Source organism: Lysobacter sp. BMK333-48F3, from assembly GCF_019733395.1.
Taxonomy (GTDB): Bacteria; Pseudomonadota; Gammaproteobacteria; order Xanthomonadales; family Xanthomonadaceae; genus Lysobacter.
The window spans coordinates 126,209-138,818 of the sequence record NZ_JAIHOO010000001.1 but is presented as its reverse complement, the minus strand read 5'-3'; the positions used below and the strand labels follow the sequence as shown (position 1 = coordinate 138,818).

General features: G+C 70.2%; 10 protein-coding genes. 3 read left to right on the top strand and 7 right to left on the bottom strand.

Annotation, left to right across the window (positions count from 1 at the left end):
* Positions 1-152 precede the first annotated feature (152 nt).
* Both cysK and cysG read right to left on the bottom strand, forming a co-directional pair.
* On the bottom strand, positions 153-1,133 hold the full coding sequence (cysK, locus tag K4L06_RS00370; RefSeq protein ID WP_221669500.1) for a cysteine synthase A: 981 nt from the start codon (positions 1,131-1,133) through the stop codon (positions 153-155).
* 40 nt (positions 1,134-1,173) lie between these two features.
* Entirely contained in the window at positions 1,174-2,652 is a 1,479-nt protein-coding gene (cysG, locus tag K4L06_RS00365; protein ID WP_221669499.1) for a siroheme synthase CysG, read from the bottom strand.
* A gap of 325 nt (positions 2,653-2,977) precedes the next feature.
* On the opposite strand from cysG, the gene K4L06_RS00360 reads away from it, so the two are divergent.
* Complete coding sequence (locus K4L06_RS00360) at positions 2,978-3,961, top strand: LysR family transcriptional regulator (protein ID WP_221669498.1); 984 nt, start codon at positions 2,978-2,980, stop codon at positions 3,959-3,961.
* Between the two features lie 313 nt (positions 3,962-4,274).
* Here K4L06_RS00360 and K4L06_RS00355 read toward each other — a convergent pair whose 3' ends face one another.
* Genes K4L06_RS00355 through K4L06_RS00340 form a run of 4 tightly spaced genes read right to left on the bottom strand, consistent with a single transcriptional unit; the run spans position 4,275 to position 8,843 of the window.
* Complete coding sequence (locus K4L06_RS00355) at positions 4,275-5,024, bottom strand: phosphoadenylyl-sulfate reductase (protein WP_221669497.1); 750 nt, start codon at positions 5,022-5,024, stop codon at positions 4,275-4,277.
* A complete protein-coding gene (gene cysI, locus K4L06_RS00350) occupies positions 5,021-6,760 on the bottom strand; it encodes an assimilatory sulfite reductase (NADPH) hemoprotein subunit (RefSeq protein ID WP_221669496.1) in 1,740 nt (579 codons plus the stop codon). The genes K4L06_RS00355 and cysI overlap by 4 nt, the downstream gene beginning before the upstream one ends.
* The gene (locus tag K4L06_RS00345; RefSeq protein ID WP_221669495.1) at positions 6,757-7,023 is read right to left on the bottom strand and encodes a hypothetical protein; all 267 of its coding nucleotides are present in this window, start codon (positions 7,021-7,023) and stop codon (positions 6,757-6,759) included. The genes cysI and K4L06_RS00345 overlap by 4 nt, the downstream gene beginning before the upstream one ends.
* The gene (locus K4L06_RS00340; RefSeq protein ID WP_221673470.1) at positions 7,023-8,843 is read right to left on the bottom strand and encodes an assimilatory sulfite reductase (NADPH) flavoprotein subunit; all 1,821 of its coding nucleotides are present in this window, start codon (positions 8,841-8,843) and stop codon (positions 7,023-7,025) included. The genes K4L06_RS00345 and K4L06_RS00340 overlap by 1 nt, the downstream gene beginning before the upstream one ends.
* A gap of 366 nt (positions 8,844-9,209) precedes the next feature.
* On the opposite strand from K4L06_RS00340, the gene cysD reads away from it, so the two are divergent.
* Both cysD and cysN read left to right on the top strand, forming a co-directional pair.
* Positions 9,210-10,118 (top strand): sulfate adenylyltransferase subunit CysD, encoded by a 909-nt coding sequence (gene cysD / locus K4L06_RS00335; RefSeq protein ID WP_255595434.1) that lies wholly within the window; start codon positions 9,210-9,212, stop codon positions 10,116-10,118.
* Complete coding sequence (gene cysN / locus K4L06_RS00330) at positions 10,118-12,106, top strand: sulfate adenylyltransferase subunit CysN (protein WP_221669493.1); 1,989 nt, start codon at positions 10,118-10,120, stop codon at positions 12,104-12,106. The genes cysD and cysN overlap by 1 nt, the downstream gene beginning before the upstream one ends.
* 229 nt (positions 12,107-12,335) lie before the next feature.
* Here cysN and K4L06_RS00325 read toward each other — a convergent pair whose 3' ends face one another.
* The gene (locus K4L06_RS00325; RefSeq protein WP_221669492.1) at positions 12,336-12,581 is read right to left on the bottom strand and encodes a GlsB/YeaQ/YmgE family stress response membrane protein; all 246 of its coding nucleotides are present in this window, start codon (positions 12,579-12,581) and stop codon (positions 12,336-12,338) included.
* Positions 12,582-12,610 lie beyond the last annotated feature (29 nt).

Below are 12,610 nucleotides of genomic sequence, written 5' to 3'. Positions count from 1 at the left end.
GGCCTAGGACGCCGTGGGCCCCGCCCTACGGGTGCCCGGTGTGCAGGCCGCGGCCTGCGCAGTTGCGGGATGGAGCCGGCGCGGCGCCGGTCCGTTGCGGCGGCACGTGCGCATCGAACCGCGCCCGGCCCCATCCCGCGGGTCGAACGAGGTCAGGCGGCGGCCGTCTCGCGCGCTTCCAGCGACGCCAACCACTCGTCGTCGGAGCCTTCGGCAACGCCTTCGAACAGGAACGTGGACAGGTAGCGCTCGCCGGTGTCGGGCAGCATCGCCAGCAGCACCGAGCCTTCCGGCGCCTGTTCGGCGACCTGCAAGGCAGCGGCGACGGTGGCGCCGGCGGAGATGCCGACGAACAGGCCCTCCTCGGCGGCGAGGCGGCGCGCGGTGTCGCGCGCGCTGAGGTCGTCGACCGGACGGATCTCGTCGGCGACGCCGCGATCGAGCACGCCGGGCACGAAGTCCGGGGTCCAGCCCTGGATCTTGTGCGGCTGCCAGTCCTTGCCGCTGAGCAGCGAGGCGCCGGCCGGTTCGGAGGTGACGATCTTCAAGTCGGGACGCGCCAACTTGAGCACCTGGCCGGCGCCGCTGAGGGTGCCGCCGGTGCCCCAGCCGGTGACGAAATAGTCCAGCCGCTTGCCGGCGAAATCGCGCAGGATTTCCGGGCCGGTGGTGCTGCGGTGATAGGCCGGGTTGGCCGGGTTGTCGAACTGGCGGGCCAGGAACCAGCCGTGCTGCTCGGCCAGTTCGGCGGCCTTGCGCACCATGCCGCTGCCGCGTTCGGCGGCCGGGGTCAGGATCACCTTGGCGCCGTAGGCGCGCATCAGCTTGCGCCGCTCGACCGAGAAGGTTTCGGTCATCACCGCGACGAAGGGATAGCCGCGCGCGGCGGCGACCATGGCCAGGGCGATGCCGGTGTTGCCCGAGGTCGCTTCGACGATCGTCTGGCCGGGCTTGAGCGCGCCGCTGCGTTCGGCGTCGAGCACGATCGCCAGCGCCAGGCGGTCCTTGACCGAGCCGCCGGGATTGAACGATTCGACCTTGGCGTACAGCGATACGTGCTTGGGCGCGATGCGGTGGAGCTTGACGATCGGCGTGTTGCCGACGGTGTCGAGGATGCTGTCGTACAAAGGCATGAGGGGCTCCCGTGGCGTGGGTTCGGATGCGGTGAAGGGCTCAGGCGGCCGCGGCGTAGTTCGCGCCTGCCGGCTCCGTGGCGCCGTCGCCTAGCGGGGCGCGGCCGAACCAGTGCAGGCGTTCGGACAGGGCGGCGACTTCGCCGATGATCAGCAGCGCCGGCGAGCGCACCTGGTGCTGCGCGGCGCGCTCGGCGAGGTTGGCCAGGGTGCCGGCGACCACGCGCTGGTTCGGGCGCGAGCCGTTTTCGATCAGCGCGAACGGCGTGTCGGCGGCGCGGCCGTGTTCGATCAGCTTGTCGCGCAGCACGTCGAGGCCGGACACGCCCATGTACACCGCCAGGGTCTGCCGTTCCAGCGCCAGCGCGCGCCAGTCCAGCGGTTCGGCCGAGTCCTTGAGGTGAGCGGTGACCAGGCGTAGCGACTGCGCGTGTTCGCGATGGGTCAGCGGAATGCCGGCATAGGCGGCGCAGGCCAGGGCCGCGGTGACGCCGGGCACGACTTCGAAATCGATGCCGTGTTCGCGCAGCGCTTCCAGTTCTTCGCCGCCGCGGCCGAACACGAACGGATCGCCGCCCTTGAGCCGGACCACGCGCTTGCCGGCGCGGGCGTGCTCGAGCATCAGCGCGTGGATGCGCTGCTGGGTGGACTGGTGATCGGTGGGGTGGGTGAGTTCGATCGCGGCGCAAGCGGCCTGCTTGCCGACGTCGATCAGTTCGGCGTCGCGGCGCGCGAGCTTGAGCACCTCGGCGCTGACCAGGCGGTCGTGCAGGATCACGTCGGCCTCGTTGAGCACGCGCAGGCCGCGCAGGGTCAGCAGGCCGGGATCGCCGGGACCGGCGCCGACCAGGGCGACCGAGCCGCGGCCTTCGCCGCGCCCGGCGTCGTCGGCCAGCGCGGCGTCGAAGGCCTGCTGCGCTTCGGCCTGGCGGCCCTGGCGCAGCAGCGCCTGCAGCGGCCCGGCGAGCAGGCGGTCGAAGAAGCGACGGCGCGCGCCGAGTTCGGGCAGGCGCGCGCGGATGCGTTCGCGCTGCGCGGCGAGCAGTTCTGCCAGCGCGCCCAGCGATTCGTCGTAGCGGGTTTCCAGGGTTTCGCGCAGGTGGCGGGCGAGCATCGGCGCGCCGCCGCCGCTGGAGATGGCGATCTGCACCGGGCCGCGTTCGACCCGCGCCGGCACGTGGAAGCTGGAGGCCTCGACGTCGTCGACCACGTTGACCCAGATCCGCCGCGCTGCGCCGGCCTCGGCCACGGCGCGGTTGACCGCGGCGTCGTCGGTAGCGGCGATCGCCAGCCACACCCCGTCCAGCCACTCGTCGACGAAGCGGCCGGGGCGGTGTTCGATGCGGCCCTCGGCGGCCCAGGCGGCCAGGGCCGGGATCAGTTCGGGAGCGCCCAGGCGGACCCGCGCGCCGGCCTCGAGCAGGGCGCCGGCCTTGCGCAGCGCCACTGCGCCGCCGCCGACCACGAGTACCTCGCGTCCGTTCAGATCGGCGAACAGGGGAAACAGAGCGCGGGTCATGGCGGCGACCGGGTAGCGGGGGTAAGAGGACGATACGACGCTACGGCCCCGCGGCGGCGACGGGAAATGACGGCGCCGCCTTTGCACATGCCGCGGCGTAATGAGCCGCGCTACCCATTACTTGCGTTCAGAAACCAAAACTGGACAAGCTGTTGCCGCGCTGGCTAATCTAGAAATCCTTCCATCCGAATAGAGCGATAGATCACGTGGACGCGATCCGCCCGAGCAGCCTACGACCGCACCGTCCCACCCGTTCCGGGACCGGCTGTTGTCGCCGCCTGCGCCGCCGCGCCGCCGATCCCTCCCTCTTACGGACCGCCACGCCATGACCCTGACCCAACTGCGCTATCTGGTCGCGATCGCCGATTCGGGCTTGAACATCACCCTGGCTGCCGAACGCGTCCACGCGACCCAGCCCGGTTTGTCCAAGCAGCTCAAGCAGCTCGAGGACGAGCTGGGTTTCCTGTTGTTCGTGCGCAAGGGCCGCAGCCTGGAGGCGATCGCCCCGGCCGGCGAGCGGGTGCTGGAGCACGCCCGGCGGATCCTGGAAGAAGCCGCCAACATCCGCGCCTACGCGGCCAACGAGCGCGGCCAGCACGCCGGCCGGCTGGTGCTGTCGACCACCCACACCCAGGCGCGCTTCGTGCTGCCGCCGGTGATCGCCCAGGTCAAGCGCAACTTTCCCCAGGTCAGCGTGCACCTGCAGGCGGCCTCGGACGGCGAAGTGCTGTCGAACCTGTCGCACGGCAACGCCGATCTGGCGGTGATCAGCACCGCCGGCGCCGCGCCCGAGGGCGGGCTGGCGGTGCCGCTGTTCCGCTGGCGCCGGGTGGTGCTGGTGCCGCGCGCGCACGGCCTGGCCAAGCTAGGGCGGCCTCCGACCCTGGCCGAGCTCGCGGCCGAGCCGCTGATCAGCTACGAATCCTCGACCCGGCCGGAGTCGTCGCTGCGCCGCGCCTTCGTCGCCGGCGGACACGAACCGCTGCTGGCGATGACCGCGCGCGACGCGGATCTGATCAAGACCTATGTGCGCGCCGGCCTCGGCGTCGGCCTGCTGGCGGAAATGGCGGTCACCGCGCGCGACGAAGACCTGCGCGCGCTGGCCGCGCCGGATGCGCTGCCCGAGTGCGTGACCTGGGCGGTGATCCCGCGCGCGCGGGTGTTGCGCGACTACGCGCTGGAGCTGATCCACGGCCTGGCGCCGCAGGTCGACCGCCGCGATCTGCGCCGGGTGCTGGAAGGGAATCTGGAACCGCAGTGGCCGGTGGCGCCGACCTGGACTGAGCTGACCCAGTCGATCGGGACTTGATGGGGCGGTAACGACAACGGCAACAGCAAATCCCCCCTGGCCCCCCTTTTTCAAAGGGGGGAATGCTTCGGGTGGGGGCGTTGATGTGTGGGTGTCTGCACCGCTTCGACGTGCCACTCGTGCCGGTACGCCGCTGACGCGGGCGCACCGTTGCGGCCGACGCGGGCACACCGTTGCGGCCGATGCATCGCATCGTTGTCTTCTTCTTGAGGCCCGTGTCGTTCCCCCCTTTGAAAAAGGGGGGCAGGGGGGATTTGCTTCTGCTTTTTGCTAGCGCTTCCGTCCGTATCGCAGCTTCAAGCCGAAGCTCGGATCAGGCCGCCTGCGGCTCCGCCGGCTCGCTGTCGAAATGCAGGCCGCACTCGCGCTTGAGGCCGAAGAAGCGGGTGTCTTCTTCGCGCATCCCCGGCTCCAGCGGCCGGGTGGTGTGGATGTCGCCGATCGAGACGTAGCCCTGGTGCCACAGCGGGTGGTAAGGCAACTCGTGCGCGTGCAGGTAATCCCAGATGTCGCGGTCGCTCCAGTCGGCCAGCGGATGCAGCTTCCAGCGGCCGTCGCGCAACTGCAGGAACTCGATCCCGGCGCGGCTGCCGGACTGGCTGCGGCGCAGGCCGGCGATCCAGGTGCGCACGCCCAGTTCGGACAGCGCGCGCTGCATCGGCTCGACCTTGCGCATGCGGTTGTAGCGCTCGATTCCCTCCACGCCCTGTTCCCACAACCGGCCGAAGCGTGCCTCCATCCAGGCCACGCCGATCTGCGGCCGGTAGACCTTGAGGTTGAGCCGCAGGCGCTCGCCGAGTTCGTCGATGAAGCGGTAGGTTTCCGGGAACAGGTAGCCGGTGTCGACCACGATCACCGGGATGTCCGGCGCCTGCCGGGTGACCATGTGCAGCGACACCGCCGACTGCGCGCCGAAGCTCGACGACAGCGCATGTTCGCCGGCGGTGTTCTCCAACGCCCAGGCGACGCGCTGCTCGGCGCTGCGGCTGCCCAGCCAGGCGTTGAGTTCGGCCAACGCGCGCGGCGATTCGGCGGCGGTGACGGGATCGATTGGAGCGCTCATGCGGCGGCCTCTGCAATCAGGGCGACGGGAATGCCGGTGGGTGTGGGATAGGGAATCGCGACCGCGCCGCTGCGCACCAGATAGTCGCCGAAGCCTTCGCCGGCGCCGCCTTCGCGGGCGTAGCCGGCCAGCAGCGGATCCAGTGCGGCGAGGATCTCGGCCTCGGCGATGTTTTCGCGGTACAGGGTGTTCAAGCGCTGGCCGCGATGGTCGGCGCCGAGCATCAGGTTGTAGCGGCCGGGCGCCTTGCCGACCAGGGCGATCTCGCCCAGGTAGGGACGCGAGCAACCGTTCGGGCAGCCGCTGATGCGCAGGTTGATCGCGGCCTGGGGAATGCCGTGGCGATCGAGCAAGGCCTCGACCTGGGTCACGAAGTCCGCCAGGTAGCGTTCGGCCTCGGCCATCGCCAGGGCGCAGGTCGGCAGCGCCACGCAGGCGATGGCGTTGCGGCGCAGGGCGCTGGCGGCGCGGTAGCCGTCCAGGCCGTGCGCGGCGACCAGCGCGTCGATCTCGTTGCGCAGCGCCGACGGCACCCCGGCGACCACCAGGTTCTGGTTCGGGGTCATGCGGAACTGCGCGCCGTCGTGGGCCAGCAGCAGGCGCGCGATCTCGCGCAGGCCGCTGAGGTGGGTCACCTGCTCGCCGCGCCCGTCCAGCGCGCCGTCGACGATGCGTCCGGCCGGGATGCGCAGGGTCAGGTGGCCGCGGCCGTCGTCGCCCTCGACCCAGCCGAAGCGGTCGCCGTTATGGCGGAAGGCGAACGGGCGCGCCGGAAGGAGAGGAAAACCGGCGCGCCGTTCGACTTCCGCCTTGAACCAGTCCAGACCGCGATCGTCGATGGTGTACTTCAACCGCGCGCGCTTGCGCACGGCGCGGTTGCCGAAGTCGCGCTGGGCGGTGACCACCGCCACGCCGACCGCGATCACCTGCTCGGGGGTCACGAAACCGATCACGTCGCCCAGGCGCGGATAGGTTTCCGGGTCGCCGTGGGTGGCGCCCATGCCGCCGCCGACGGTGACGTTGTAGCCCTGCAACCGGCCGTTCTCGATCACCGCGATGTAGCCCAGGTCCTGGGCGAACACGTCGACGTCGTTGTAGGGCGGAATCGCGAAGCCGATCTTGAACTTGCGCGGCAGGTAGACCTCGCCGTAGATCGGCTCGTCCTCCTGGCCGCTGCCGCCGACGCGTTCTTCGTCGAGCCAGATCTCGTAGTAGGCGCGAGTGTTCGGCAGCAGATGTTCGGACAGCGCCGCGGCCTGGGCGAACACCTCGGCGTGGCTGGCCGACAGCTGCGGGTTGGCGGCCACCGCGACGTTGCGGTTGACGTCGCCGCAGGCGGCCAGGGTGTCGATCAGCGCGGCGTTGATCGCCTGCATGGTCGGCTTGAGTTCGGTCTTGATCACGCCGTGGAACTGGAACGCCTGGCGGGTGGTCACGCGCAGGCCGCGCTCGGCGTAGGTGGTGGCGATGGCGTCGAGCTTGAGCCACTGCTCCGGCGAGACCACGCCGCCCGGGGTGCGGGTGCGGATCATGAAGCTGTAGGCCGGTTCCAGGCGCGCCTGGCGGCGCTCCTCGCGCAGGTCGCGATCGTCCTGCTGGTAGCTGCCGTGGTACTTGATCAGGGTCTGATCGTCGTCGGCGAGCGCGCCGGTGACCGGGTTGGCCAGGCTTTCCAGCAGGCTGCCGCGCAGCCGCGCGCTGGCGCGCTTGATGTCCTCGACCGAGTGCGCGCTCATGCCGCGGCTCCGGCGGCGCGCGCCGCGAACGGCTGCCTGCCTGGCGAACGCAGGCCGGACAGATGCAGCCCGAACGGAACGCGACCCGCGAGCGCCGGCGCGCTCTTGCCGGCGCGCTCGACCGTGTCGGTGATGCTCCCGCGTTCCATCCGGGCCGCCGGGGCAACCTGCGATCCGTTGCGATCAGTAGACACGAAGCCGAACCCGGCGGCCTGCGACGTGCGGCCCGATTCGATCGATTGGCGATGGCCGACAGCGCGCATCAGTACACGTCCCGGGCGTAGCGGCCCTGTTGTTGCAATTGGTTGAGATAGTCTTCGGCGTCTTCCGCGCTCTTGCCGCCGTGCTCGGCGATCGCCGCCAGCAGCGCCGCGTGCACGTCCTTGGCCATCCGCGTGGCGTCGCCGCACACGTACAGGTGGGCGCCGTTCTGCAGCCAGTCGTAAAGTTCGCGGCTGCGTTCGCGCAGGCGGTGCTGGACGTAGACCTTGTGGCTCTGGTCGCGCGAGAAGGCCAGGTCCAGGCGGTGCAGTTGGCCCGACTTCAGCGCCGCCTGCCACTCGGTCTGGTAGAGGAAGTCGGTGCGGAAATGCGGATTGCCGAACAGCAGCCAGTTGCGGCCGCCGGCGCCGTCGGCGGCGCGTTCCTGGACGAAGCCGCGGAACGGGGCGACGCCGGTGCCGGGACCGATCATGATCACGTCGCGCGCGCCGTCGGCAGGCAGGCGGAAGCGCTCGTTGTGCTCGACGAACACCGGCAGGCGCTCGCCCTCGGCGGCGCTGGCCAGTTGGTGCGAGGCCGCGCCCCAGCGGGTGCCGGCGGCGGTTTCGTACTGCAGGTGAGCGACAGTGAGGTGGACTTCGTCGCCGACCAGCTTCTGGCTGGAGGCGATCGAGTACAGCCGCGGGGTCAACGGCCGCAGCGCGGCGACCAACTCGTCGGCGCTCCAGTGGCCGTCGTAGCGCTGCAGCAGGTCGATCACCTGGCTGCCCGCCAGCAATTCGGCCAGCGCGGCGGATTGGTCGGGAGCGAGCAGGCGATTGAGTTCGTCGCTGCGCGCATGCGCGGCGTGGCTGGCGACGAACGGCCGCGCCAGCTTGGTCAGCTCGCGCTTCTCGCTCAGCCACTGGCGCAGCGGCAGTTCCTGGCCGGCGTGGACGACCGCGGCGTCGCCGTCCAGGTCGAGGGTCTGCAGCACCGCCTCGACCAACGGCGCCGGGTTGCGCGGCCACAGACCGAGCGCGTCGCCGGGCTGGTAATGCAGGCCGGAGCCCTCCAGCGACAGTTCGATATGGCGCACGTCCTTGTCGGAACGGTAGCGGCCGGCGACCGCCTGGGTCAGGCGCTGGTTGCCGATCAGCTCGGCCGCGAACGGCGCGTCGCGATGGTGCGTCGGCGCGCTCGGCAGCGGCCGCAGCGGGGTCACAGTGGCCAGGTGCGCGGCGGCCGGCTTGAGGGTTTCCTTGGCCTGGGCCAGGGCCTGCTGCAACCACGGCGCGGCCACGGTCTCGATGTCCAGGTCGGCGTCGCCGCGGGCGAACAGCCGGTTGGCGCCGAGTTCGGCCAGGCGCGCGTCGAGCTTGAGCCCGATCGCGCAGAACTGCGGATAGCTGGAATCGCCCAGGCCGAGCACGGCGTAGCCGAGCTGCTTGAGTTCGGGCGCGCGCTTGCCGGCGATGAACTCGACCAGGCCGCGGGCGTCGTCGGGCGGATCGCCGTCGCCCTGGGTGCTGACGACGAGGTACAGCAGGCGCTCGTTCTTGAGTTCGCGGGTCGGGTAGGCGTCGGCGCGCAGCAGGCGCACGTTGAGCCCGGCCGCCTCGGCCTGGCCGGCGAGCTGCTCGGCCAGACGCTTGGCGTTGCCGGTCTGGCTGCCGTAGACGATGCTCAGGCGCTCGCCGCTGCGGGTTTCGGCCAGCGGCGCCTGCGCCGCGGCGGCGAGGCCGCCGCCGGCGCGGGCCAGGCCGGCGGCATAGCCGGACAGCCACCACAGGCTGTCTTTGTCCAAACCGTCGGTGAGACGGGCGAGCGAGTCGAGCCGGTCCGCGGGCAGCGGAGTGGCGAGCAGGGCGGGAGCGGACAGGGCGGCGGCGGGCACGGCGGTCGGCTTCTGGCTTTGGGAGTCAGCAGGCTACGAGCCGGCCCCGGGGCGGCGGAAAGGATGCTCGGTTATGCGTTCATGACCTGCGCTCATTTCTCCCCGATTCCGGGGGGATTTCTAATGGCCTCCGGGGCCGAGGCTCCGGACCGGCCGTGCCGGGCCGGCCCGCTCCGGCCCCGCCGGCCTGCCCGGCACCCGTAAGGCCGCGCCTGCGACCGCCGTCGCCGGCAACCCGCACAATCTCCGCCGGCAGCCGCCGCCGAGCACCACGAGTCCGCTTGCATGAGTGCGTTACCCGAACCGAGCCCGCTGTTCGACATCGCCGCCGACCCGGCCGCGCCGCCGCGACTGGCGGCGCGCACGCTGAGCCATCTCGACCGGCTCGAGGCCGAAAGCATCCACATCCTGCGCGAGGTCGCCGCGGAGTTCCGCAATCCGGTGATGCTGTACTCGGTCGGCAAGGACAGTTCGGTGCTGCTGCACCTGCTGCTCAAGGCGTTCTATCCGGCGCGCCCGCCGATCCCCCTGCTGCACGTCGACACCGGCTGGAAGTTCGGCGAGATGATCGCGTTCCGCGACCGCCGCGCCGCCGAAACCGGGGTCGACCTGCGCGTGCACGTCAACCCCGACGGCCTGGCCCAGGGCGTCGGCCCGATCAGCCACGGCGCCGCCGTGCATACCGACGTGATGAAGACCCAGGGCCTGAAGCAGGCGCTGGACTGGAACCGCTTCGACGCCGCGATCGGCGGCGCGCGCCGCGACGAAGAGAAGTCGCGGGCCAAGGAGCGGATCTTCTCGTTCCGCAATCCGCAGCACCGCTGGGACCCGAAGAACCAGCGACCGGAGCTGTGGAGCCTGTACAACACCCGCATCCACGGCGGCGAAAGCGTGCGCGTGTTTCCGATCTCGAACTGGACCGAGCTCGACGTGTGGCTGTACATCTACCGCGAGCGCATTCCGGTACCGTCGCTGTACTTCGCCGCGCAGCGCCCGGTGGTGGAGCGCGACGGCAGCCTGATCCTGGTCGACGACGAGCGCCTGCCGTTGCGCGAGGGCGAAGTGCCGCAGCAACGCAAGGTGCGTTTCCGCACCCTGGGCTGCTATCCGCTGACCGGCGCGATCGAATCCGAGGCCGACACGCTGGAGGCGATCATCGCCGAGATGCTGGTCGCGACCACCTCCGAACGCCAGGGCCGGGTCATCGACCACGATCCGTCGGCGTCGATGGAGCGCAAGAAACAGGAAGGGTATTTCTGATGAAGCCGGGATTCGGGATTGGGGATTCGGGATTGGTCGAGGCGGAGCGCGGCGACGTGGAAGCGGAATCGGTAGGCGGGGAGGTTCTGGCTTTCGCCGATCCCGAATCCCGAATCGCCGATCCCGTCGCCGACGAAGTCGCCGACTACCTGCGCCAGCACGAGCGCAAGAGCCTGCTGCGCTTCATCACCTGCGGCAGCGTCGACGACGGCAAGAGCACCCTGATCGGGCGCCTGCTGCACGACACCAAGCGCCTGTTCGACGACCAACTGGCCGCGCTCAGCGCCGACAGCCGGCGCCACGGCACCCGCAACGGCGAGATCGACTTCGCCCTGCTGGTCGACGGCCTCGCCGCCGAGCGCGAGCAGGGCATCACCATCGACGTGGCCTACCGCTTCTTCGATAGCGCGCGGCGCAAGTTCATCGTCGCCGACTGCCCCGGACACGAGCAGTACACCCGCAACATGGCCACCGGCGCCTCCACCGCCGACCTGGCCGTGGTCCTGGTCGACGCGCGCAAGGGCCTGCTGACCCAGACCCGCCGGCACAGCTACATCGTGTCCCTGCTCGGGATCCGCCACGTGCTGCTGGCGGTCAACAAGATGGACCTGGTCGATTTCGACCGCGAGGTGTTCGAACGCATCGCCGGCGAATACCGCGAGCTCGCCGCCCAGCTCGGCATCGAGCACGTGCAGGCGGTGCCGCTGTCGGCGCTGGAGGGCGACAACCTGATCCAGCGCTCGCCGGCCACGCCGTGGTACGACGGCCCGAGCGTGCTCGAACATCTGGAAACCGTCGACACCGCGCGCACCGAAGCCGAACTCGGCCTGCGCCTGCCGGTGCAGTGGGTCAACCGCCCGCACCAGGATTTCCGCGGCTTCGCCGGCACCATCGCCGCCGGCGAGGTGCGTCCGGGCGATGAGATCGTGGCCCTGCCGTCGGGCCGCCGCTCGCGGGTGCAGCGCATCGTCACCGCCGACGGCGACCTGTACTACGCCCGCGCCGGCCAGGCGGTCACCCTGACCCTGGAAGACGAACTCGACATCAGCCGCGGCGACGTCATCGCCGCCGGCGACCGGCCGGCGGAAGTGGCCGACCAGTTCGCCGCGCACCTGCTGTGGATGGACGGCAACGCCTTGCTGCCCGGTCGTTCCTATTGGCTGAAGATCGGCGCGCGCACGGTCGGCGCCAGCGTCACCGAGATCAAGCACAAGATCGACGTCAACAGCCAGGCCCAGCTCGCCGCCAAGCACCTGGAGCTCAACGAGGTCGCGGCGGTCAACCTGGGCCTGGACCAGCCGATCGCGTTCGAGGCCTACCGCGACAACCGCGAGCTCGGCAGCTTCATCCTGATCGATCGCCAGAGCAACGCCACCGTCGCCGCCGGCACCCTGGATTTCGCCCTGCGCCGCGCCGGCAACCTGCACTGGCACCCGGTCGACGTCGACAAGGCCGCGCGCGCCCGCAGCAAGCACCAGAAACCGCGCTGCGTCTGGTTCACCGGCCTGTCCGGCTCGGGCAAATCGACCATCGCCAACCTGGTCGACAAGCAACTGCACGCGCTCGGCCATCACACCTTCGTGCTCGACGGCGACAACGTCCGCCACGGCCTCAACAAGGACCTGGGCTTCACCGACGAGGACCGGGTCGAGAACATCCGCCGCGTCGCCGAAGTCGCCAAGCTGATGACCGACGCCGGCCTGATCGTGCTGGTCAGCTTCATCTCGCCGTTCCGCGCCGAGCGCCGGCTGGCGCGCGACCTGTTCGAGGACGGCGAATTCGTCGAGGTGTTCGTCGACACCCCGCTGCAGGAAGCCGAGCGCCGCGACGTCAAGGGCCTGTACGCCAAGGCCCGCGCCGGCCGCATTCCCAACTTCACCGGCATCGATTCGCCCTACGAGATCCCCGAAGCCCCCGAACTGCGCCTGCCGACCCTGGAGCAGGACGCGCAGGCGCTGGCGCAGCGTGTGATCGACTATCTGCGGTGAGGCAGGGAGCCGGGAGCCGGGAATGGGGAATCGGGAATAGGGAATAGGGAATCGTAAGAGCAGCGGCGCGACGACCGGATCGGATTTCGCTTCGGTGAAACTCAGCGACAACTAAAAAGAACGGGCCCGCGAGGGCCCGTTCTTTTTTGGGTTCGGCAAACAGATAAATCCTCCCGCCCGAGGCTTTGACGATTCCCTATTCCCTATTCCCGATTCCCCATTCCCGGCCTTACTTGGACGAAGCCTTGGCCCGAATGATCTCGTACAGGAACAACAGCACGATCGCGCAGATCACCGACACGATCAGGCCGATCAGCCCGCCGCCGGCGTAGAGCAGGCTGCCGATATAGGCGCCGGCGATGCCGAGCAGGATGGTCAGGATCCAGCCCATCGGATCGGCGCCGGGTTTGAAGAAGCGTGCGAGCACGCCGATGACCGCGCCGATGATGATGGTGTACACGATGCCGCCGAGCATGGCTTGCCTCCTTCGGATGGGTGGCTGAC